Raw genomic sequence first — 24,005 nt, forward strand, 5'->3', positions numbered from 1 at the left:
TTCGGATACAGGCTTTGGAGGAGACTTCGCCGAGACAGGCACCGGCAGCCCCGGCGGCCGCAAACGGGGATCCAGTCGACATTGGGCTCTTTCTGGCGAACTCGTCGATCGCATTGTCGCCGAATGGACCGTTAGCTACCTTCCACACAAGCGCAGAGAGGCCCTGGCTGTTCTTGCAGACAAAATCCAACGCACCAATGGTCCTTGATTGCGCGGGAGTTGCTGTCCTACGCACGCTGTTTGAGTTCACAGACGTTCCCTGGGAAGTGGCATTGCGAGGCCAAGTCAAGCGCCGACGGCGCGAATGTCCGTTCGCAGATGCATAGAACGCCATTTTCAACTCAAGACCAGACTTGCGACGGGCCATGGACCACGAAAATGGGTCGAATTGCATGATCGCGAAACGATCCGCGACTGTCCTATCGGTATTGCCGCGGGATAGACGGGCGGACGAGGCGGGGCTGCGCAGCTCCTTCTGGCCTGATGCGCAGGACGTTCACGGAGCGTACACGGGCTCCGCCGAGGGATTCATTGAGTTCACGCTTGGTGTCTTCAAGACCGAACCGCGCAACATCCACCAGATCACCAACGTTCTGATTGAGTTTATCAGCCCGGCTGAAGCACCTGTCGAGAGCTACTTCACTGCGCTCCAACGAGGGCCGGACTGCGGCCGGATCAAACGTTGCCAGGTTTCTCCTATGTGGTCGATATTGCGACCATTTTCTGAAAAGGGAAGGGGAGTGGAGAATTGCCGACCGCACAGTGGTCTATGATTGGCTCGAGGAGCAGACACAGCAGGCGGCGTCGCCAGAGTTTGAGCGGTTCGGTTTCAGGCAGCCGATCGGAACATCGCATTCTAACGACCCGGTCTATACGCTCGGAAGCGGCAAAGAGCATGAAAAGCCGAGGCGGAATAGCGGCGCGTTCAGCTGGTGCCGAACTCTTCTTTTCCGGGACGTGGTGCTAACTTGCTGTCATCTGGCTCCTTTAGCGTTAGATCGCATACGCCGGAGCAGGAGAAGCTAATCCATGAAGCAAGCAGACACCCGCCGTCATTACACGCGCTGCAGGCGGGATTGGCCGCGCTCTGGTCGATGCCTTTGCGACAAACGGCGACATTGTCGTTGCCGTGGATCTTCCTGGAAGCGGAACGGTGCGGTGCGGCGTTGCCGCGCGGCCCTGCGATCTTCAATGTGGCCTCGCTGGGCGGGTTGCTGGGCGCCCCAGACGCAACGGCTACGCTGCCTGGAAGGGGCCTGATCTTGATCACGAAAAGTTTGGCATGCGAGTTGGCGTCGCGTCGAGTGGGCCTGACGGCCATAAGAGCTCGGCTATGTGCGCACGCCGATGGTCGAGAACTGGAACGCGCCGACGAGACGGATCTCGCCGCTATTCGCCGACGCGTGCCGATGGGGCCCATGGGCGCGTCCCGATGATGTCGACCGGACCTTGCGGTTTCCGGTCAGCTCGCACGTCGATCATTCATCGACATCGTGTCGGACGGTCGCCTTGGGCTTGGCGACGGGTCCGGATACGAGCGATTCGAGTTCAAGCGCTTCGGTGTCGTTATTCATGAGGCGCCTGGGGAGTACCTGGGTGATCTTTTAGGGGCTCAACCAGAAGGTTTTCGAACCCGACGGCCATTATCAGAAGATACCCCCAACGGCGATATCGTTGCGGACCACCCAGAAGCCAGCCCCGCCAATCTGCATCGCGGCAGGATCGGAGTGCAGCATGAGGCGGGCCGTCGCAGAGAGTCGCAGCAATTATTGCAGTCTCTAATCTTCGCCTGCGTCCTCCCGTAATACAAGGGCGTATCAACTCAGCCGGCGGCGCAAAAAGTCCTCACGATGAGGCAAGCTTTTAGCCGCGGTTCAAATTGAGGTGTTCGAAGTACCAAGACGGGTCATCATCGGATGAATCTGTCTCGACACTGGCGTCACTCGAATGCTCCTCGACACCTGCTTCATCGTCGCTAAGATACTCCACGGTTTTAGAGAGATAACTCCAAGGTTTGTCGGCGCGCTGCCATCCACCCTTGCTATTCTTTGTCCACTTGTCGGGATGTTGCGTAGGGTCGAGCACCCAGCGATTTTCACCCACATTAACGAAACCCATCTGCTCTAGACGGGTTCCCATCTCCGGCGTAGCGGGACGTGACATGATCAACGGCTGTTCGCCGTCGAGTTGAAGTTGATGTTCGAGCAGAATATCGCCTGCGTTCTCGACAAGCGGATGAGTAACGCGAAGGTCTGCAATCGACGTGATTCTTCTTCGACCGGGAAATAGTTCCCGCCACGGCTCGTTTTCGATGCTAAATCCATCCTCTGTTCTTAAAAGCCCAACGCTTCGTTCTCCCAGATCATAGCTGAAATATCGCGCGCTGGGCGTATCATTGTCGGTGCCGCCGTAGAGTCGAGCGATGGTAGCCGTACGCAGGGCTTTAGAGGACACGAAGGGCGAGTACTCTTGTGGATTGACGGAAATGTGCTTGATTTCATCACCGTAAAATTCCCTTACTTTTCTGGCAAATGTCGATCTGTCGAGCACCTTAATTGGAGGTTCGGAAGAGAGCGAGTATGGTCGCGTTGGCGACGAAGGCGAAAGAGCATGGGGATCTGGCGTTGATCGGGACGGCATGCCCGTAAGCGTTTGTGCCCCGGTCATATTCTCGATCCACCCCGCCATGGCCCGGGTGCGATCATCTTCCTCGGAAATGTTGTAGCGCAGCGATCGTTCTGAGTTATCCATGGCGGTCTCTCCTGAGAGTGAAAGGTGTGATGAAGCGCATTCTTTTCAGTCGCTTCACATGGGAACGGTGCGCTCACATGTCCGGCCTATAAAGCGGATACGTGACTGCTAGACTCGATGAAGCGGGCGGTGCGCGTTGCATGCGCCGCTCCTGATCCCTTTACCTCAGCCCAAGCCTCGAGGATCCGCGAAAGCGTGGCTCCCTTCGCCAGACCATCGTCGAATCGGCTGACAGTCCGTCGGAGGTGTCTGCGCCGCGGCAGGGCTAAGATTAGCTTGAATGTTAGAGGCGTCTCGGAAAATTTACCGCCCCGCGGGCCTGTTCTGTTTTCACCGTTGTTGGTCTCCAATTGCAGATTACGCATATGCTAGTGCAACCGGACTGGTCGCCATCATGCAAAATCGATATTCTAAAATGCTTTGGAAAAGCGGAGCCACGTGACCCCTTAGGTGGTGAAGGTGACCTGCCACTGCGAATTTCCTCCAGAATTGATTAGAGTCCGGCCCATCAAAGGACGGACGAATGAAGAAGCAGAGGTTTACCGAAGAGCAGATAATTGCGGTACTGAAGGAGCAGGAGGCAGGCGCGAAGGCGGCCGACCTCTGCCGTAAGCACGGGATTTCGGAAGCGACGTTTTACAACTGGAAAGCCAAATACGGTGGTATGGAAGTGTCCGAGGCCAAGCGGCTGAAGGCGCTTGAGGACGAGAACGCCAGGCTGAAAAAGCTGCTGGCCGAACAGATGCTGGATGCGGCCGCGCTCCGCGAGCTTCTTGCAAAAAAAAATGGTAGGGCCTGCCGCCAAGCGTGAAGCCGTCACGCATCTGAAGGCCGTGATGGGTCTTTCGGAGCGGCGGGCCTGCCAGATCATATCCGCCGACCGCAAGACGGTGCGTTATCGGTCCTGCCGACCGCCGGAGGTGGCGCTGCGGGCAAAGCTGCGTGACCTTGCAAACGAGCGTCGGCGTTTCGGCTATCGGCGACTGTTCGTCCTGCTTCGACGGGAAGGAGAGCCGTCCGGCGTCAATAGGATCGAGGTTCCAAATTTGATTTCCGGAGGACCGGCATCGATGTACCCAAGACGGAACCAGCCGCGCGATGACGATTCTCGCGAAGTAAGTGAGTGGATCGAAGGCGTGACCGGAGCTTTCGATACGGACGCCTGGATCCGGGAGTACAATTCACAGAGACGAGATGTGGAACAGGATCTGAGCGACTTGCGCCTCGGTTCGCACGACAGTGACGCCGGCGACCGTGTGCCGCGTCGCAGATCCGTGGGCGGTTCGATGCGAGTGACGCCGCAGTCGTTGGCGCCGGAGAACTCGTTGAGCGGCGCCCGCCACAGCATAGACGTCTCTCGGGCGGGCTCCAGCAGCTTGCGATTCGGCGGCTCGGGGAGCAAGACATCGAGCAATATGGCGGAGGCGGGCGAAGTCGCCGCGGCGCCGCAGGGCAAACGCCGCGGATTTACGTCGCGCATGGCGTCAGGGTTCAAGAAGGCGTTCGGATTGAGCAGCGGCAAGACGTCGTCGCGGAGTTCGGGGCAGCAAGACGTCGATGCCGCAACGGAGACTCACGTGGTCTCAACCAAGGCTCGCGTCGGCGCCAAGCGTGGTCGCCCCGCCGACCGGGACATGCATCCCGATGACGAGACCCGCATCAACCAGTTCGCGGAAGCAGTCCGAAACTACGAAATTCTACCCGACGGTAGCGTCGGCCGAGGGGACGGAAGGGTTCCCGAGGCTACCGTCGAGAACAATTTAGGGATTCTTAGGAGGTTCGCTCGTTGGCTCCGAGCAGAAAACAGAGATTCGATGGCTTCTCGGTTTTTAAACGATCCAGATTCGCTAGCCGGTGATATCGCGGATTACTGGGCAAACGGTGGGGACGATCGTAAGCGTCTTAACTCAGCACTGTCTCATTTCAGGAGGCTCTCGCCTGAGGGGCAAGAACTCCAAGCCGTTGGACCTGGGCCGCGCCTGATGGGGCGCCGAATTCATGTTCCCTATCCCGACGACGCCCTCATTATTGATGCCTTGGCCAACGAAGAGCGGAGTAAGCTCGGATCGGCCTCGACTTCCAAGAGGAATGTTGTCTGGAATATGGCCAGCAATCAACGAAAGTTTAGCGCTTGGCTCCAAAGGGAGGGCAGGGAGAGCATAGTCAGCCGACTCACCGGTACTGATCAGCAGCAACAGTCGTTGCAAAAAGATTACCAAGACTTCACCGAAGACATGGGAAAACACACTATCTCTTTCAAGCGGCTTCGGCAGTACCAGCAAGTCGTTGAGGCGAACGCAGCGTCGGGGTTGTCCCCTGAGCAGGCAAGTGGCCGGGAACCGGCCGGTCTGGACGGCCGTTCGGATCCACGTGCCGAGTTCAGATCAACTTCGCCGCTGCAGCAGGTTGATCCATCGATCGAAGGCCGCAGCGGATTGTCGCTCGACCATATCGAATGGCTGGGCGACCAGCATATCCAGACGGATTATGAGCTGCTAATGCAGGACTTGCAGCGAAACGATCCGGATCTCGCAGCCAGGACGCGGCTTATCGATCCCCTGATAGCCCATTATCATCTGCGCCTGGGCGATGAGAGCACCGCGCTGAGCGCTTTCCAGCGCATCGTTAATGATCAGAATGGAAGAGATACAGCCGACTTCCTGTTCCTTCCAGTGAGCGATGCCAGTGCTTCGGATCCTGATCACCGCGGCACCCATTGGTCGCTGCTACTCGTTGACCGTCGCAACCGCGAGGGGCCGGCTGCCTATCACTATGACTCCTTCCGGGGCCAGAACGACGAGTTTGCAGCAATGCTCGCACAAAGGTTGGGTACCCGTCTGGAGCCCGTCCGCATGACCCAACAGCGGAACGGCTATGATTGCGGAGTCTTCGTGGTTGACGGCACGCGGGCGCTCGTTAGACGTCTGGCGCGAAGAGACCGGCCAGCCGTGCTGCACCTCGACAACCTCGTCGCCGATCGGGAGCAACTCCAACGACGTCTGAGCACCGCGACCAACAGTGCTCGAGCGGGGGCTGCGGCGGCTGAACCGGAGTCCTCCACACAGATCGCCGATCCCGCAGAGTTTTGGCATGGAGTGGGTCAACCCGGCCAGCTTCCCGATAGCTGGAATACAGCGACCTTCCGGCAGGATTTGCCGTCAGCTGCCTATTCACCGGTGCAAAGCGTCAATCCGCCAGACGCACCATGGGAGCAAAGCTTGGGGGCATCGATCTTCGGCACCCCACAGTACACGCTGCCTGTGGACGACTTGGGAGGATTTGTCCCTCCGAGCTGGCAACACGGCAATCAACCGGTACCAGATGACCTTCTGCCTGCAATGTACTTGTTTGACTTGCTGCCGAGCGCGGACAAACCCACCAACTTCAGTATCCATGGTGTGCCCTACACGGCCACTCTGGGGCCATCAGGCATGCAGAGCGACATTTACCTTTTCCTGCAATAGGGTGGAGATGGATCGAGCAATAGATGCCAGTCGTTCTTGAAAAGCACCAAACCGTTGAGAGAGAATCCGTTTTTACGCGGCCACGTGCAGCGCGCCAACCCAGATGAGACGATCCCCAGTGCCGGGGGCGACATCGAATGTGCACGTCGCCAGTCTTCCTTCAAAACGTGACGTTTGGCCAGCATCCCAAGAGGCGACGGCTGTCGCATCTGAGGTGTAGACAGATACGGATGCGGGAAGAGCCTCGGGTGCGAAGGATGCTGGCGCGGTCGCTGAAGTGCTTAGTGCCGTCTATGACGGCCTACCCTTTGCGGGTTCTACTATGGCTTCAGGCCAGGACGAAACCCGCCCATGGCGCCGGATGCATTTCATACAGCGATCATGAGCCAACGTGTGAGTTGGGTGCTCGATGCCGACCCCGTATCCTGCAACTATCAAACTATGCCTGCTGTCAAGCGAAGTGAAGATTTGACCCCGTAGGCGAAACGAAGAACTGACCCCTTCATTGATTTGCTGTTTCGTTTGTCTCAAGCGCTGTTCCGGCCTTCTGCAGAAGGCCGGAACGGCGCTTTTCGCGAAGCCTGTAGCTATCACCTCGGATGGTGATCACCGTCGAATGGTGCAGCAGGCGGTCCAATATCGCGGTGGCGACGACAGGGTCTCCAAAGACGCTCCCCCACTCTCCGACCGATCGATTGGAGGTAATCAGGATCGATCCCCTTTCATAGCGGCGAGAGACCAGTTGGAAGAACAGGTGGGCGGCGTTAGCTTCGAAGGGCAGATATCCCAGCTCGTCGATGATCAGCAGTTTCGGCCGCGATAGGATTGTCAACTGCTTGTCCAATGAGCCATCGTTATGGGCCTTGGCGAGCATCGCAACCAGAGTGGCCGCCGTGACGAATTGAACGTTGTAGTTCTGGCGGATTGCTTCTCGGCCAAGACTGACAGCAAGGTGCGTCTTACCGGTGCCCGGAGGTCCGAGGAATAGGACGGTGTCGCCGTGAGCAATCCAGCGGCAGGTTGACAGCTCCCTGATCTGTCCTCGATCCAGCGAGGGCTGTGCCTCGAAGTCGAAGCCATCGAGTTCGCGTACGAAGGGGAACTGCGCCAACTTGCTCGACATCGAGATGCGCCGTTCATCGCGCCGGGCAATCTCTCGTGAGACCAGGAACGCCAGAGCTTCGCGCAACGTCATCTTCGAGCGCCTCGTCCAGCAACGTGTCGAGTTGATCGCGGATCGCCGTCAGCTTTAGCCGATCGAGTGTCGCGATGAGTAAATCGTGATCGACGGTCGTCATCACCAGCCACCTCCAACAACGGCCTCGTATTCCGCAAGAGGTCGCAGCAAGGCGGCTGGTGCCAGCTCGACTGGAGCGGTGCGAACCAGTCCTTCGCTACCCGCGAAGCCAACAAAGTGATCCCGGTCGACGATCCGTTGTCGCCGTCCCTGGCAGAGAGGATGATCGGCCACAACCTGGCCAGCGTGACGGATAATTACACGGCCAGCCAATACAACGACTTGGACGCTCTCGCCGATGAGACGCCAGGGTACGGAATAGCTGTTTGTGTCGAGATCGATGGCGCAGTCCGCCTGCACTTTGCGCACGAGGTCGCGTAGTTGTCCAAACGGTACGCGGCCGGATAGCGGCCGAAGGGCTTCGGCCTCCGCAGCAAAGCGTTCAATTGGTGCTTCACCAGTCGTGCCGTGTTCTCGTCGGTCTGCGATCTCTCGTATCCATCGGTCAAGGTGCGCCTCGAACGAAGCCCAGTTCTCAAACCGGCGACCAGCGATAGCATTCTTCTTGACGTACCCGACCCCGCGCTCGTCCTTCCCCTTTGTTCGCGCCCGGTAGGGAGCGCAAGCGCGTGGCGCGAAGCCCCAGTAACGGGCAAACGCCCAGAGTCGCGCATTGAAGCGAACCTCCCGGCTAACCGCGTCGTGATGTTCGACAAGTGCCTTCGCATTATCCAGCAAAACCTCAACGGGAACGCCGCCAAACCGAAGAAACGCGCCTTCCATCCCCTCGAACCAATCTGTCTGCCCTTCTCTCAATGAGGCACGGATATGAATGCGTCTGGAATAGCTTAGCGTGGCGACAAAGACGTTTACCCGAAGCCGCTCGTCACCGATCCAGACACGCGTCTGCCCGAAGTCGATCTGCAACTGACGACCAGGCGGCGTTTCAAACCGCACTGTCGCACGCTTTTGCGCCTTGAGTTCCCGCCGCCATTCCCGGACTCGAAGCTCTACCGAACGCAAACCGATGATAATTCCATGCTCGCTCGCCAGCTCCTGCCGGATCACATCGGCATTGCCATCATGGCGAAAGAAGCGTTCACGAAGCCAATCATCAAGGCCATCAAAAGCACTCCTCCGAACCGGCTTCTTGAAGGGTACCGCTCCACCCTCACGAAGATATCGACGGACAGTGTTGCGAGCACATCCAAATTCCTTCGATAGACGCTTGGCACCCCAACCAAGCTCGTGCAGCCGCAACATTGCCACCACCTCATCTGCCTCAAGCATATCTTCGCCCTGCATCGTTCCCCACGATGCAGGATGCGCTGAAATCGCACTTGTCATCCATCTCTCCTCGTTGTCACACGAGGGGGCAGTTCTTCATTTCGTTAGGGGGTCAGTTTCTCATTTCGCCTGACACCTGCGGGCGGGTGCCGCGGTGGACCGACTTGTTCATCACGCAACGATCATTCGAAATGAACGTCGAAAGCTGTCGACGACGTTCCGCCATGGAGGCCAAACGCCAGCGCGGCAGGCCAGCCTCATTCGCGACAATCAAAGGCACCGCACAGTTTGTCGCGGAGCGGCAATCAGACCACGATGAAGCTCTTGCCAGCGACAATCAACATGATAACTTCATCCCGACCGCGACATAAGAATCTCATCCAGATTGTCGCGCGCGTCTCATCCTGATCGCCGCCCCATAGGTCGCATAACTATCAGGCGCGCAACGGGTTCTGTCAGCAGCTACACCGCAATGGTTCCGTTGCCTGAGGCGGCGAAATCAGAAAGGCCGGCGGAAAGATTGGTTGGAATCGGAAATTCTGACGGCACCCTTCGCGCTGCATGTTCCACACATCACCCGAAACTGCTGGCGAGCCTCTCAAGCCATGTGCCGGCCTGATGGTCGAGTGCAGACGATTGTCGGCAAGCCGTCGCCATATGGTGTTCGGCCATGCCTTGAGGGCATGATTGGATCTGGCTTTAGCATGCTGGGCGGCGGTCGGCAGGCATTAGGATCGAGGTTCCAAATTTGAATTTCCGGAGGACCGGCATCGATGTACCCAAGACGGAACCAGCCGCGCGATGACGATTCTCGCGAAGTAAGTGGGTGGATCGAAGGCGTGACCGGAGCTTTCGATACGGACGCCTGGATCGAGGACTACTATTCAGAGAGCCGAGACATGGAACAGGATCCGAGCGACTTACGCCTCGGTTCGCACGATAGTGACGCCGGCGACCGTGTGCCGCGTCGCAGATCCGTGGGCGGTTCGATGCGAGTGACGCCGCAGTCGCTGGCGCCGGAGAGGGGTTCGGGGCAGCAAGACGTCGATGCCGCAACGGAGACTCACGTGGTCTCAACCAAGGTTCGCGTCGGCGCCAAGCGTGGTCGCGCCGCCGACTGGGACATGCATCCCGATGACGAGTCCCGCATCAACCAGTTCGCGGAAGCAGTCCGAAACTACGAAATTCTACCCGACGGTAGCGTCGGCCGAGGGGACGGAAGGGTTCCCGAGGCTACCGTCGAGAACAATTTATGGGTTCTTAGGGGGTTCGCTCGTTGGCTCCGAGCAGAGAACAGAGATTCGATGGCTTCTCGGCTTTTAAACGATCCAGATTCACTAGCCGTTGATATCGCGGATTATTATTTGGCAAGCGGTGGGGATGGTCGGAACCGTCTTAAGTCAGCACTGTCTCATTTCAGGAGGCTCGCGCCTGAGGGGCAAGAACTCCAAGCCGTTGGACCTGGGCCGCGCCTGATGGGGCGCCAGATACATGATCCTTATCCCGACGACGCCCGCGTCATTGATAGCTTGGCCAAGGAAGAGCTGAGTAAGTTCGGACCGGTCTCGACTTCCCGGAATAATACCAGTCACCAACGAAAGTTTAGCGCTTGGCTCAAAAGGGAGGGCAGGGAGAGCATAGTCAGCCGGCTCACCGGCAGTGATGAGCAGCAACAGTCGTTGAAGGAGGATTTTAGGGCCTTTACCAAGGAGGAAGGAAAAAAAGTGGTCGTGAGTTTCGATCGGCTGCGGCAGTATCTAGGCGCCGAGTCGCAGTTGAAACAGCATCATCCTTATCCCGACGACGCCCGCATCATTGATGACCTAGCCAAGGAAGCGCTGAGCAAGCTCGGATCGAACTCGACTTCCAAGAGGAATGTTGTCTGGAATATGGCCAGCAATCAACGAAAGTTTAGCGCTTGGCTCCAAAGGGAGGGCAGGGAGAGCATAGTCAGCCGACTCACCGGTACTGATCAGCAGCAACAGTCGTTGCAAAAAGATTACCAAGACTTCACCGAAGACATGGGAAAACACACTATCTCTTTCAAGCGGCTTCGGCAGTACCAGCAAGTCGTTGAGGCGAACGCAGCGTCGGGGTTGTCCCCTGAGCAGGCAAGTGGCCGGGAACCGGCCGGTCTGGACGGCCGTTCGGATTCACGTGCCGAGTTCAGATCAACTTCGCCGCTGCAGCAGGTTGATCCATCGATCGAAGGCCGCAGCGGATTGTCGCTCGACCATATCGAATGGCTGGGCGACCAGCATATCCAGACGGATTATGAGCTGCTAATGCAGGACTTGCAGCGAAACGATCCGGATCTCGCAGCCAGGACGCGGCTTATCGATCCCCTGATAGCCCATTATCATCTGCGCCTGGGCGATGAGAGCACCGCGCTGAGCGCTTTCCAGCGCATCGTTAATGATCAGAATGGAAGAGATACAGCCGACTTCCTGTTCCTTCCAGTGAGCGATGCCAGTGCTTCGGATCCTGATCACCGCGGCACCCATTGGTCGCTGCTACTCGTTGACCGTCGCAACCGCGAGGGGCCGGCTGCCTATCACTATGACTCCTTCCGGGGCCAGAACGACGAGTTTGCAGCAATGCTCGCACAAAGGTTGGGTACCCGTCTGGAGCCCGTCCGCATGACCCAACAGCGGAACGGCTATGATTGCGGAGTCTTCGTGGTTGACGGCACGCGGGCGCTCGTTAGACGTCTGGCGCGAAGAGACCGGCCAGCCGTGCTGCACCTCGACAACCTCGTCGCCGATCGGGAGCAACTCCAACGACGTCTGAGCACCGCGACCAACAGTGCTCGAGCGGGGGCTGCGGCGGCTGAACCGGAGTCCTCCACACAGATCGCCGATCCCGCAGAGTTTTGGCATGGAGTGGGTCAACCCGGCCAGCTTCCCGATAGCTGGAATACAGCGACCTTCCGGCAGGATTTGCCGTCAGCCGCCTATTCACCGGTGCAAAGCGTCAATCCGCCAGACGCACCATGGGAGCAAAGCTTGGGGGCATCGATCTTCGGCACCCCACAGTACACGCTGCCTGTGGACGACTTGGGAGGAGCTGTCCCTCCGAGCTGGCAACACCGCAATCAACCGGCACAGGCTGGCCTTCGGCTTGCGATGTCCTGGCTTGAGTTGCTGCCGAGCGCGGACAAACCCCAGACCAGCATCACTATCCATGGTGTGCCCTACACGGCCACTCTGGGGCCATCAGGCATGGAGAACGACATTTACCTTTTCCTGCAATAGGGTGGAGATGGATCGAGCAATAGATGCCAGTGGTTCTTGAAAAAGCACCAAACCGTTGAGAGAGAATCCGTTTTTACGCGGCCACGTGCAGCGCGCCAACCCAGATGAGACGATCCCCAGTGCCGGGGCAACATCGAATGTGCACGTCGTCCGTCTTCCTTCAAAACGTGACGTTTGGCCAGCATCCCAAGAGGCGACGGCTGTCGCATCTGAAGTGTAGACAGATACGGATGCGGGAAGAGCCTCGGGTGCGAAGGATGCTGGCGCGGTCGCTGAAGTGCTTAGTGCCGTCGATGACGGCCTATCCTTTGCGGGTTCTACTATGGCTTCAGGCCCGGACGACCCCCCCATGGCGCCGGATGCATTTCATGCGGCGATCATGAGCCAACGTGTGAGTTGGGTACTCGATGCCGACCCCGTATCCTGCAACTAATGCCTGCGGGCGGGTGCCGCGGTGGACCGACTTGTTCATCACGCAACGATCATTCGAAATGAACGTTGAAAGCTATCGACGACGTTCCACCCATGGGGGTCAAACGCCGGCGCGGCAGGCCAGCCTCATTCGCGACAATCAAAGGCACCGCACAGTTTGTCGCGGAGCGGCAATCAGACCACGATGAAGCTCTTGCCAGCGACAATCAACATGATAACTTCATCCCGACCGCGACATAAGAATCTCATCCAGATTGTCGCGCGCGTCTCATCCTGATCGCCGCCCCATAGGTCGCATAACTATCAGGCGCGCAACGGGTTCTGTCAGCAGCTACACCGCAATGGTTCCGTTGCCTGAGGCGGCGAAATCAGAAAGGCCGGCGGAAAGATTGGTTGGAATCGGAAATTCTGACGGCACCCTTCGCGCTGCATGTTCCACACATCACCCGAAACTGCTGGCGAGCCTCTCAAGCCATGTGCCGGCCTGATGGTCGAGTGCAGACGATTGTCGGCAAGCCGTCGCCATATGGTGTTCGGCCATGCCTTGAGGGCATGATTGGATCTGGCTTTAGCATGCTGGGCGGCGGTCGGCAGGCATTAGGATCGAGGTTCCAAATTTGAATTTCCGGAGGACCGGCATCGATGTACCCAAGACGGAACCAGCCGCGCGATGACGATTCTCGCGAAGTAAGTGGGTGGATCGAAGGCGTGACCGGAGCTTTCGATACGGACGCCTGGATCGAGGACTACTATTCAGAGAGCCGAGACATGGAACAGGATCCGAGCGACTTACGCCTCGGTTCGCACGATAGTGACGCCGGCGACCGTGTGCCGCGTCGCAGATCCGTGGGCGGTTCGATGCGAGTGACGCCGCAGTCGCTGGCGCCGGAGAGGGGTTCGGGGCAGCAAGACGTCGATGCCGCAACGGAGACTCACGTGGCCTCAACCAAGGTTCGCGTCGGCGCCAAGCGTGGTCGCCCCGCCGACCGGGACATGCATCCCGATGACGAGACCCGCATCAACCAGTTCGCGGAAGCAGTCCGAGGCTATGAAATTCTACCCGACGGTAGCATCGGCCGAGGGGACGGAAGGGTTCCCGAGGCTACCGTCGAGAACAATTTAGGGATTCTTAGGAGGTTCGCTCGTTGGCTCCGAGCAGCAAACAGAGATTCGATGGCTTCTCGGTTTTTAAACGATCCAGATTCACTAGCCGTTGATATCGCGGATTATTGGGCAAGCGGTGAGGACGATCAGAACCGTCTTAACTCAGCGCTGTCTCATTTCAGGAGGCTCGGACCTGAGGGGCAAGAACTCCAAGCCGTTGGAGCTGGGCCGCGCCTGATGGGCCGCCGAATTCATGATCCCTATCCCGATGACGCCCGCGTCATTGATAGCTTGGCCAAGGAAGAGCTGAGTAAGTTCGGACCGGTCTCGATTTCTCAGAAAAATGCCAGTAACCAACGAAAGTTTAGCGATTGGCTCAAAAGGGAGGGTAGGGGGAGCATAGTCAGCCGACTCACGGGTACTGATCAGCAGCAACGGTCGTTGCAGGAGGATTTTAGGAAATTTACCGAGGCCGAGGGAAAAGTGGTCGTGAGTTTAGATCGGCTGCGGCAGTATCTAGGCGCCGAGTCCCAGTTGAAACAGCATAATCCTTATCCCGACGACGCCCTCATGATTGATGGCTTGGCCAACGAAGAGCTGAGCAAGCTCGGACCGGACTCGACTTCCAAGAGGAAAGTTGTCCAGAATATGGCGATAAATCAACGGAGGTTTAGTGATTGGCTCCAAAAGAATGGTCGGGGGAGCATAAGCAGTCGCCTGACTGGCAGTGATGAGCAGCAACGGTCGTTGAAGGACGATTTTAGGGAATTTACTACTAACGTTGAAGTAAAAATAAGCGTGGGTTTCGATCGGCTGCGACAGTATCTAGGCGCCGAGTCGCAGTTGAAACAGCATGATCCTTATCCCGACGACACCCGCATGATTGATGGCTTCGCCAATGAAGAGCTGAGCAAGCTCGGACCGGACTCGACTTCCAAGAGGAAAGGCGTCTTGAATCTGGCCAGCAATCAACGGAGGTTTAGTAATTGGCTCCGAAAGAATGGTCGGGGGAGCATAAGCAGTCGCCTGACTGGCAGTGATGAGCAGCAACGGTCGTTGAAGGACGATTTTAGGGAATTTACTACTAACGTTGAAGTAAAAATAAACGTGAGTCTCGATCGGCTGCGGCAGTATCTAGGCGCTGAGTCGCAGTTGAAACAGCATCATCCTTATCCCGACGACGCCCTCATGATTGATGCCTTGGCCAACGAAGAGCTGAGCAAGCTCGGATCGGCCTCGACTTCCAAGAGGAGAGTCGTCTGGAGACTGGCCAGCAATCAACGAAAGTTTAGTGATTGGCTGCAAACCAGGGGTAGGGAGAGCATAGCGAGCCGGCTCAACGGCAGTGATCAGCAGCAATGGTCGTTGAAAAAAGATTACCAAGACTTCACCGAAGACATGGGAAAACACACTATCTCTTTCAAGCGGCTTCGGCAGTACCAGCAAGTCGTTGAGGCGAACGCAGCGTCGGGGTTGTCCCCTGAGCCGGCAAGTGGCCGCGAACCGGCCGGTCTGGACGGCCGTTCGGATTCACGTGCCGAGTTCAGATCAACTTCGCCGCTGCAGCAGGTTGATCCATCGATCGAAAGCCGCAGCGGATTGTCGCTCGACCATATCGAATGGCTGGGCGACCAGCATATCCAGACGGATTATGAGCTGCTAATGCAGGACTTGCAGCGAAACGATCCGGATCTCGCAGCCAGGACGCGGCTTATCGATCCCCTGATAGCCCATTATCATCTGCGCCTGGGCGATGAGAGCACCGCGCTGAGCGCTTTCCAGCGCATCGTTAATGATCAGAATGGAAGAGATACAGCCGACTTCCTGTTCCTTCCAGTGAGCGATGCCAGTGCTTCGGATCCTGATCACCGCGGCACCCATTGGTCGCTGCTACTCGTTGACCGTCGCAACCGCGAGGGGCCGGCTGCCTATCACTATGACTCCTTCCGGGGCCAGAACGACGAGTTTGCAGCAATGCTCGCACAAAGGTTGGGTACCCGTCTGGAGCCCGTCCGCATGACCCAACAGCGGAACGGCTATGATTGCGGAGTCTTCGTGGTTGACGGCACGCGGGCGCTCGTTAGACGTCTGGCGCGAAGAGACCGGCCAGCCGTGCTGCACCTCGACAACCTCGTCGCCGATCGGGAGCAACTCCAACGACGTCTGAGCACCGCGACCAACAGTGCTCGAGCGGGGGCTGCGGCGGCTGAACCGGAGTCCTCCACACAGATCGCCGATCCCGCAGAGTTTTGGCATGGAGTGGGTCAACCCGGCCAGCTTCCCGATAGCTGGAATACAGCGACCTTCCGGCAGGATTTGCCGTCAGCTGCCTATTCACCGGTGCAAAGCGTCAATCCGCCAGACGCACCATGGGAGCAAAGCTTGGGGGCATCGATCTTCGGCACCCCACAGTACACGCTGCCTGTGGACGACTTGGGAGGATTTGTCCCTCCGAGCTGGCAACACGGCAATCAACCGGTACCAGATGACCTTCTGCCTGCAATGTACTTGTTTGACTTGCTGCCGAGCGCGGACAAACCCACCAACTTCAGTATCCATGGTGTGCCCTACACGGCCACTCTGGGGCCATCAGGCATGCAGAGCGACATTTACCTTTTCCTGCAATAGGGTGGAGATGGATCGAGCAATAGATGCCAGTCGTTCTTACATTCTAACTTTGCGGTTACAATTGCTGTCAAAGCTGATTAGAGGGGCGACATTGTCAGCCAGTTAGAAACGCGACGCTGGCTCTGATGATCAGCCCCGATCCGACCGGCTGGGCCGGGTTGAAAGGGCGGAGCGGGGGCGGGTGAGGGGCGCCCATCGGCTTTAGATCCCATGAGGAGTGAACAGCGGCCGCCGCTCTGGCAGAGTGAGGTTGCATCAAAACACTCGCTCAGGAGGAGCAGTTTATGGAACCTGCATCCATTCATCCGACCGCTGTCCGCATTGATCTTGGCGCAATTTTTGTATCATTGGAACTGAGCCGATCGACCTGGTTGATCACTTCGCTGTCGCCTGGCAGTGGCGAGAAGATGTCGAAGCACGTAGTGGCCGGTGGCAATGTAGCCGAGCTGCTGGATCGATTTGAGCAGCTACAACAGAAGGCGCGGTTGAGAACAGGGAAGTTATTTCCCATCGTGACGATCCAGGAGGCAGGATTGGACGGCTTCTGGATACACCGCGTGCTGGAGACTCACGGCATCGAAAGTTACGTCGTCGACGCAGCTTCGATCGCGACTTCCCGTCGACGTCGGCGTGCCAAGACCGACAAGATCGATGGAGAGGCTCTGACGCGCACATTGCTTGCATTCAAGCGCGGCGAGCCTCGCGTATGTGCGATGGTCAGAGCGCCAGATCCGAAGGACGAAGATCGACGTCGGATTTGCCGGGAACGCAAAGTTTTGATTGCTGAGCGGGTCAGGCATGTCAATCGCGTGAAGGGGCTACTCTTCGCTCAAGGCGTCAGCGGCTATCAACCGCTCCGTAAGGATCGCCGTCAGCGGCTGGAGGAACTCCAGACCGGAGATGGGCGCGAGTTACCGAAACACCTGAAGGCTCAAATCAATCGCGAACTCGACCGTCTCGAGTTGCTGCTAGAACAGATCGCTGCAGTGGAGAGCGAGCGTAATTCTCTCCTATCGATGGACGAGCAGCCAGCGGTTGAGGCAACCTCGCCCGCAGCGATGCTGCTGTCCTTGAAGGGTGTTGGCGCTGAATTTGCCGCCGTTCTTTGGACCGAAGCCCTGTCCCGGCATTTTGATAATCGGCGGCAGATTGCCGCCTATGCAGGTTTGACACCAACCCCATGGATGAGCGGGACCATCGACCACGAACAGGGTGTCTCAAAGGCAGGAAACCCTCGGCTGCGCACCACGATGATCCAACTGTCTTGGTTGTGGCTACGCAATCAGCCAGCATCAGCGCTTAGCCGTTGGTTTGTGGATCGGGTTCAGTCGAATGGTGGACGCTTAAAAAAAGCCGCGATAGTGGCCCTGGCGCGCAAACTCCTTATCGCACTGTGGAAGTTTGTCACCGCGGGTGTTGTCATCGAGGGGGCTGTCATGAAGACCGCCTGACGACCCCAAAAGATTGCCGAATACACAAATCTTCCAGGACTGATCACTCCTGGCGGATCCAGGTGAGCGAACCGCCTCAAAGTCGGGCTTTAAATGCCGCGCTTTAGATTGGTCCCGTTCTCCTGAGCCTTGCCGCTACGCAAGCGGGATAATGGTGCTGCCGGACAAAACGGCGACCGTATGTGAGTTTGAACCGGTGACGGAAACGTGCCGCGTCAAGCAAAGTGGCTCAGACCATGGGTTCGAAACGAAATTGAAGGGAACAAGCTATGAAACTATGATTGATCTTGACGGCAAAATCCTCATGTGAGCTTTAAGACGATGCGATCGACGCCTCACTCGGCAGCATCGCGCTTTGCCAGCGCAGCTTTATGGCGTTCGATGACGGCCGGATCGTTCGTAAAATCCTTCCGCCGTCCCGGACCGTGAGCACGTCGCACATAGCCGTTCATCTCGCTATTGCTCTTTACCACAGGCTTCGATTGCTGCTCCTGCCGCTCCTTGATATAGGCCAGAACATCGCCGAGCCGCTTGTTCTCGACGATCGCCGCATGCGTCACCCGCTGGTCCTTGTCGAACACCTTGTAGGGCAGGGAGTGTCCCTTCCACCGCACATCGAGCCGGCCGTCCGCATAGGCATAGGTCTCGACATAGCGACCAGCCAATCCGCGCGTCACCTCGCTTTCCACCAGCATGATCCGCTTGCGCTCAAACGAAAACGTCAGCTGCGATCCGACATAGCGCTGCTCGCGTTTGCACAGGATCTCTTTCAACCGATCCGGTGCAAGATTTACCGGCCGGTGCAGGTCATCGGATCGGGCAGGGACAATCGCAAACCGCCCATTGTAGTCCACCATGAAGCCCGGCAGAAATGCATTGCCTGCCAGTCGCAATTCCTTGACCAGACGATCCTGCAGCGTCCGGTTCATCCGCTCGACACGGCCTTTGGCCTGGCTGGAGTTTGCACAGAGAATCTCGATATTTAGCTCCGAGAGTGCCCGAACTGGGTCATGCCCTGACCACCCTTGGCCTCCTTCTTCGTCACCCGGAAGACCGAGTGCTTGTCGGAATAAAAGGCAGAGCGCACGAACCGCAACTGCATCAACTTGCCCGTGGCATCGTCGACGAACACCAAGAGCGAGCACGGATCTCCACGATCTTCAAACCAGCGATGCTCGGACCCGTCGATCTGTACCAGCTCGCCATAGGCTTCTCGCCGCAACCGCGGCTGATGAAACGTCCGCCGCTGCTTGCGTGACAGCCACAGGCCGGCCTCCGACATCCAACTGCGCAACGTCTCGCGCGACACACGCAATCCATCGCGCTCGGCAAGCTTCTCGGCGGCCAACGTCGGACCGAAATCCGCATATCGTTCACGAACCAGCGTCACCGCGTAATCCCGAACACCGTCGCTGATCCGGTTGTTCGACGGCCGGCCAATCGCCTTATGGCGGATCGAGGCCGCGCCGTCGGTGCTGATGCGATCCAACAGCCGCCGCACCTGGCGCTCGCTCAAATCAAGCACATGCGCCGCAGACACCAGCGTCATCCGGCCGGCGATCACCTTCGACAGAACCTCGATCCGCTGCAGATCACGCTCGCTCATCGCAATCAATCCCATCCGCAAATCTCCGCCGTCATCGAAAACGGGGAGAGAGTGACATTCTTACTTTGCAGAATCAGGACATTCTAACTTTGCGGTGTGAGTTCATGCCGAACTGCGACTTGCGCGTTTGACGCTAGCCGACACGTCGGATTTGCGCGAGTAGTTTCTTGCGAAAGACCTCCGCCGGGGTTCGGTAGCCCAAGCACTTCCGCGGTGTCGAGTTGAGCCGATCGCAGATGTCCTTCAGCTCGCCGTCGGTGATCGACAGCGGATCCACCTCTCTCGAAAGCCATTTGCGAACGCGACCATTGGTGTTCTCGACCGTGCCTTTCTGCCAGGGCGACTGCGGGTCGCAGAACCAAGTCTGCGTTCCGATGCCAGCCTGCAGATAGGGCCATTCGCTGAACTCAGTGCCTCGGTCGAAGGTGATTGAGCGTCGAGCAGCGCGGGGCAGGGGTTGGAGCACCTTGATCAACCCGTCCATGATCGGCTTCGACTGCCGGTCGTTGTTGCGCAGGAAGACAGCAAATCGGCTGACCCGCTCGACCAATGAGGTCACGTTGGCCTTGCCGAACTTCTTACGAAACTGAATGAGATCGCACTCCCAGTGGCCGAACTGCTTGCGCTCGGCGACAGTATCGGGACGATGAAGGATGTTGAGTTCCGGGCTGAAGCGGCGACCGTGACGCCGGCGGGCATGCCGCGGTCTGCGTCTCGCACGACGCTCCGGCAGGTGCCGCCACAGTTTGATGGCCTGACCGTCTGCGGAATAGGCGAACTTGTAGATCGTCTCGTAACTGACGCAGATTGGATGGCGCTCCAGCCGCATGCGGCCGGCGATTTGTTGTGGCGACCACCCATGCATGATCCGTTCGATCACCGATTGGCGCACATCAGAGAACCGGGCGAGCTTGCGCAGCTTGGCTCTACGCTCACGCGTCATCTCCTGGGCAGTCACGCAATAGTAGCCGCTCAGATCCGGCATCTGCCGGTCTTCAAAAGCATTCCGCTTGAGCTCGCGGAAAATCGTCGAGCGGTGCCGGCCGAGCTTCTCGGCAATGACGGTGGCGCTCAGGCCAGCCGCCCGCCAGCGAGCGATCCTGCGACGTTCATCCATGTCGATCTGGGAGTAGGTGCGTCTCATCAGCCATTCCTTGCGAGTGATAACCATTGGTATCTATCGCAAGTCGCACTTCATCCTTGAACCCACCCGGCTACAACACCTGTGGCGGTCAGGTTGAAATGTCCGCGGTTGCGCAAAGTAGAAATGTCACTGGCGGCAGCCGCACGGCAGGCCGACCAGCCCCGATCTGAGCGGCTGGTCCGGGTTGCAAGATCAGATCGGGGCGGGTTTGTGGCACCATCGGCTTTAGCTTTAAGACGATGCGATCGACGCCTCACTCGGCAGCATCGCGCTTTGCCAGCGCAGCTTTATGGCGTTCGATGACGGCCGGATCGTTCGTAAAATCCTTCCGTCGCCCCGGACCGTGAGCACGTCGCACATAGCCGTTCTTCTCGCTGTTGGTCATCACCACCGGCTTCGACGGCTGCTCCTGACGCTCCTTGATATAAGTCAGAACGTCGCCGAGCCGTTTGTTCTCGGTGATCGCCGCATGCGTCACCCGCTGGTCCTTGTCGAAGGTTTTGTAGGGCAGGGAATGTCCCTTCCATCGTACATCGAGGCGGCCATCGGCATAGGCATAGGTCTCGACATAGCGGCCGGCCAATCCGCGCGTCACGTCGCTCTCCTCCAGCATGATCCGCTTACGCTCGAACGAAAACGTCAGCTGCGACCCGACATAGCGCTGCTCGCGTTTGCACAGGATCTCCTTCAACCGATCCGGTGCAAGATTTACCGGCCGGTGCAGGTCATCGGATCGGGCAGGGACAATCGCAAACCGCCCATTGTAGTCCACCATGAAGCCCGGCAGAAACGCATTGCCTGCCTCCATGGTGTCGATGCCTGCCAGTCGCAATTCCTTGACCAGACGATCCTGCAGCGTCCGGTTCATCCGCTCGACACGGCCTTTGGCCTGGCTGGAGTTTGCACAGAGAATCTCGATATTTAGCTCCGAGAGTGCCCGTCCGAACTAGGTCATGCCCTGACCACCCTTGGCCTCCTTCTTCGTCACCCGGAAGACCGAGTGCTTGTCGGAATAAAAGGCGATCGGCGCCCCGTGCTGCTTCAGATAAAGCTCAAGTGCGTCGAAATAGCTGAAGGCGCTTTCCGAGCGCACGAACCGCAACTGCATCAACCGGCCCGTCGCATCGTCGACAAACACCAGGAGCGAGCACGGATCTCCACGATCCTCGAACCAGCGATGCTCGGACCCGTCGATCTGCACCAGCTCGCCATAGGCTTCGCGCCGCAAGCGCGGCTGATGAAACGTCCGCCGCTGCTTGCGTGACAGCCACAATCCGGCCTGCGTCATCCAGCCGCGCAACGTCTCGCGCGACACACGCAATCCATCGCGCTCGGCAAGCTTCTCGGCCGCCAGCGTCGGACCGAAATCCGCATAACGTTCACGAACCAGCGTCACCGCATAATCGCGAACACCATCGCTGATCCGGTTGTTCGACGGCCGGCCGATCGCCTTGTGGCGGATCGATGCCGCACCGGTCGTTCTGATGCGATCCAACAGCCGCCGCACCTGGCGCTCGCTGAGAGCAAGCACATGTGACGCCGACACCATCGTCATCCGCCCGTCGGCAACCTTCGACAAAACCTCGATCCGCTGCAGGTCACGCTCGCTCATCGCAATCAGTCCCATCCGCTTGTCTCCCGCGCCATCAAACGCGGGGAGAGTGACATTCCAACTTTGCAGAAACAGGACACTTCAACTTTGCGGCTACAACACCAAATAGCATAATGCATGTTATGGAACTTTACGCTGAACCGGCCGCGATAGTTACAAGCAGGTCCTTGGCATCGATCTGGTCGCCGGCTTTGACGAGAACTTCGGCGATCGTGCCGTTCTCCTCGGCGTGAATTGCCGTTTCCACCTTCATCGCTTCGGTCGACACCAGCACATCGTCGGCATTGATCGCCTGTCCGGGCGACATAAAGACGCGCGAGATGGCGCCCGGCATCGGTGCGCCGACATGAGCGGCATTGCCGGGTTCGGCCTTGGGTGCGAAGACGGCGGCCGGTGACGCTGAGGAATTTTGCGAGCTCTTGCTGTTGGTTCCTCGCGGACCCGAGCCGCATCTCGTTGTGCACCTAACCGGCTCGGCTCACGTGACAACAAACACAAGAACATCTGGTTGTTTCTATCAAGTTTGGCGCAGGAGGCGCAGGAGGAAAATCAACATGACTGTCGCGGCTAGGCCCATGATTGCCAAAGCGTATAGGCCTGTAGAAAAACCTCCGGGCTGACTACGGAGATACCCTATAACGAACGGCCCCACAAATGCTCCTAGGTTCCCGAGTGAGTTAATGAATGCGATCCCGCCGGCGGCAGCGGAGCCACTAAAGAAGCAGAAGGCAGCGCCCAAAGGGTCCCTTGCAACCCAATATGCCGCGCATGAGCATCCCTCGCCAGAACCCGTCAGGGCCGGGTTGATCTACCGTACGGCCGGGGCAATACTCCAGGATTGGCTTAGCTCCTCCGATGCGTCAAAATTCCGCTTGATGAGTGCCATATCAAGGCATAACCAATCGGCCATTCTCCGATTCCCGGAGAATTGCCGGACATGACTTGGAGCAGGTGCCATTTCTCCGCAGCCATCCCGGATATTGCAAAAGGACCGATACCATGTGCTTTGAATGCAATTCCTCCCCACTCAGCCGTCGCTCCCTGCTGAAATTTGCCGGCATCGGAGGCGTGGCCGTCATGACTGCAGGCTTTGACATGACCATGCCGGCATTCGCCTCGAACGCTCCCGCCCTCCTGCCGGATGAAGCACTGGCAAAACTCCAGGAAGGCAACAAGAAATTCGTCACCGACACGGAAGCCTGCGCCGCCAATATTTCCAAGCGCCGGCAGGACGTCGCCAAGAGCCAGGCACCTTGGGCGATCGTGCTGACCTGTTCCGACAGCCGTGTCGTGCCGGAACTTGTATTCGGCGGGGTGACGCTCGGCGAACTCTTCGTCGCCCGCAATGCCGGAAACGTGGTCGACACCGATGTGCTCGGCACGATCGAATATGGCACCGAACATCTGCATGCGCCGCTGATCGTCGTCATGGGCCACAAGCGTTGCGGGGCGGTCTCCGCCGCCTGCGAGGTCGTGTCCAAGGGCACCAAGCTCGATGGCTCAATCGGCAAGATGACCCAGCCGATCCTGCCCGTGGCTTTGGCGGAGACCGATCGCGGCGACAATTTTGTCGACAAGACCGTCCATGCCAATGCCTTCAACGGCGCCGAGCGCATCCTCACCGAAAGTGCGATTGTTTCTCGCCTGGTCGAGGAAGGCAAGGTGAAGATCGTGCCCGCCTATTATGATCTCGATACCGGCGTGGTCGATTTTCTGCACAAGGTCTGACCTACGAGGCGACTTCATGTTGCCGACGGCTATCCGCGGGCGCCTCGTCGCGTTCGCGGAACCATAGTCGCTGATGACCCTTGCCGCCCGCAGCATCACCCGGCGGGTTACGCGGGCCGGAGCTGAGGTCGCGAGCTGGCTGCCTGGGCGACGCTCTTCTGGAAATTTCCGACCATACGCCTGCGCAATTTGGTGAGCTCAATCGACAGGTCCGACAGCTGCGCGATGACATCTATCGGAACCTGGGCAGCTGGGCCGCGCCCTCCTGAGCCAGTACAAGGACATAGGCGTCGCTCGTTTCAAAGAA

At 58.3% G+C, this 24,005-nt stretch carries 8 protein-coding genes and 8 pseudogenes; 9 read left to right on the forward strand and 7 right to left on the reverse strand.

Features of this window, described 5'->3' with window-relative positions; genetic code table 11:
• Window positions 1–388 precede the first annotated feature (388 nt).
• Window positions 389–1,026, forward strand: a pseudogene (locus tag QMO80_RS27580) (nuclear transport factor 2 family protein).
• Window positions 1,027–1,481: 455 nt separating this feature from the next.
• Window positions 1,482–1,746: pseudogene (locus tag QMO80_RS27585) on the forward strand (LLM class flavin-dependent oxidoreductase); the annotation flags it as partial.
• 117 nt (window positions 1,747–1,863) lie between these two features.
• Here the strand turns inward: QMO80_RS27585 and QMO80_RS27590 are convergent.
• Window positions 1,864–2,751, reverse strand: coding sequence for a hypothetical protein (locus tag QMO80_RS27590; protein ID WP_064812001.1), 888 nt, complete (start codon window positions 2,749–2,751; stop codon window positions 1,864–1,866).
• 523 nt (window positions 2,752–3,274) lie between these two features.
• Here QMO80_RS27590 and QMO80_RS27595 point away from each other — a divergent pair.
• Window positions 3,275–3,785: pseudogene (locus QMO80_RS27595) on the forward strand (transposase); the annotation flags it as partial.
• Between the two features lie 381 nt (window positions 3,786–4,166).
• Complete coding sequence (locus tag QMO80_RS27600; RefSeq protein ID WP_283201253.1) at window positions 4,167–6,215, forward strand: Ulp1 family isopeptidase; 2,049 nt, start codon at window positions 4,167–4,169, stop codon at window positions 6,213–6,215.
• A 502-nt stretch (window positions 6,216–6,717) separates the two neighbouring features.
• Here QMO80_RS27600 and istB read toward each other — a convergent pair.
• Window positions 6,718–7,513, reverse strand: a pseudogene (gene istB / locus QMO80_RS27605) (IS21-like element ISSme2 family helper ATPase IstB).
• Window positions 7,513–8,799, reverse strand: a complete 1,287-nt coding sequence (istA, locus tag QMO80_RS27610; RefSeq protein ID WP_016737538.1) for an IS21 family transposase — start codon at window positions 8,797–8,799, stop codon at window positions 7,513–7,515. The pseudogene istB and the gene istA overlap by 1 nt, the downstream one beginning before the upstream one ends.
• A gap of 88 nt (window positions 8,800–8,887) precedes the next feature.
• Between istA and QMO80_RS33060 the strand changes: the two are divergent.
• The 4 genes and pseudogenes from QMO80_RS33060 to QMO80_RS27625 form a co-directional block, all read left to right on the forward strand.
• Window positions 8,888–9,110, forward strand: a pseudogene (locus QMO80_RS33060) (hypothetical protein); the annotation flags it as partial.
• Window positions 9,111–9,512: 402 nt separating this feature from the next.
• Window positions 9,513–11,993 (forward strand): Ulp1 family isopeptidase, encoded by a 2,481-nt coding sequence (locus QMO80_RS27615; protein WP_283201250.1) that lies wholly within the window; start codon window positions 9,513–9,515, stop codon window positions 11,991–11,993.
• A gap of 1,140 nt (window positions 11,994–13,133) precedes the next feature.
• Window positions 13,134–16,157 carry a Ulp1 family isopeptidase gene (locus tag QMO80_RS27620; RefSeq protein ID WP_237351515.1) on the forward strand — a complete coding sequence of 1,008 codons (3,024 nt, stop codon included), beginning with the start codon at window positions 13,134–13,136 and terminating at the stop codon, window positions 16,155–16,157.
• Window positions 16,158–16,441: 284 nt separating this feature from the next.
• Window positions 16,442–17,608 carry an IS110-like element ISRel9 family transposase gene (locus QMO80_RS27625; RefSeq protein WP_011053406.1) on the forward strand — a complete coding sequence of 389 codons (1,167 nt, stop codon included), beginning with the start codon at window positions 16,442–16,444 and terminating at the stop codon, window positions 17,606–17,608.
• A 335-nt stretch (window positions 17,609–17,943) separates the two neighbouring features.
• On the opposite strand, the pseudogene QMO80_RS27630 reads toward QMO80_RS27625, so the two are convergent.
• The 4 genes and pseudogenes from QMO80_RS27630 to QMO80_RS27645 form a co-directional block, all read right to left on the reverse strand.
• Window positions 17,944–19,229: pseudogene (locus QMO80_RS27630) on the reverse strand (helix-turn-helix domain-containing protein).
• A 118-nt stretch (window positions 19,230–19,347) separates the two neighbouring features.
• Window positions 19,348–20,358, reverse strand: coding sequence for an IS30 family transposase (locus QMO80_RS27635; RefSeq protein WP_029531208.1), 1,011 nt, complete (start codon window positions 20,356–20,358; stop codon window positions 19,348–19,350).
• 253 nt (window positions 20,359–20,611) lie between these two features.
• Window positions 20,612–21,985, reverse strand: a pseudogene (locus tag QMO80_RS27640) (ISNCY family transposase).
• Window positions 21,986–22,100: 115 nt separating this feature from the next.
• Window positions 22,101–22,343, reverse strand: a pseudogene (locus tag QMO80_RS27645) (biotin/lipoyl-containing protein); the annotation flags it as partial.
• Between the two features lie 626 nt (window positions 22,344–22,969).
• Here QMO80_RS27645 and QMO80_RS27650 point away from each other — a divergent pair.
• The gene (locus QMO80_RS27650; RefSeq protein WP_029532496.1) at window positions 22,970–23,698 is read left to right on the forward strand and encodes a carbonic anhydrase; all 729 of its coding nucleotides are present in this window, start codon (window positions 22,970–22,972) and stop codon (window positions 23,696–23,698) included.
• The last annotated feature ends 307 nt before the right edge of the window (window positions 23,699–24,005 follow it).

It is taken from the genome of Rhizobium sp. BT03 (assembly GCF_030053155.1).
GTDB lineage: Bacteria > Pseudomonadota > Alphaproteobacteria > Rhizobiales > Rhizobiaceae > Rhizobium.

What these genes read in the sequence shown, in the direction of transcription:
- QMO80_RS27590 (WP_064812001.1), bottom strand. Translation starts at nt 2,751, where the DNA reads ATGGATAACTCAGAACGATCGCTGCGCTACAACATTTCCGAGGAAGAT.
- QMO80_RS27600 (WP_283201253.1), top strand. Translation starts at nt 4,167, where the DNA reads ATGGCGGAGGCGGGCGAAGTCGCCGCGGCGCCGCAGGGCAAACGCCGC.
- istA (WP_016737538.1), bottom strand. Translation starts at nt 8,799, where the DNA reads ATGACAAGTGCGATTTCAGCGCATCCTGCATCGTGGGGAACGATGCAG.
- QMO80_RS27615 (WP_283201250.1), top strand. Translation starts at nt 9,513, where the DNA reads ATGTACCCAAGACGGAACCAGCCGCGCGATGACGATTCTCGCGAAGTA.
- QMO80_RS27625 (WP_011053406.1), top strand. Translation starts at nt 16,442, where the DNA reads ATGGAACCTGCATCCATTCATCCGACCGCTGTCCGCATTGATCTTGGC.
- QMO80_RS27635 (WP_029531208.1), bottom strand. Translation starts at nt 20,358, where the DNA reads ATGAGACGCACCTACTCCCAGATCGACATGGATGAACGTCGCAGGATC.
- QMO80_RS27650 (WP_029532496.1), top strand. Translation starts at nt 22,970, where the DNA reads ATGTGCTTTGAATGCAATTCCTCCCCACTCAGCCGTCGCTCCCTGCTG.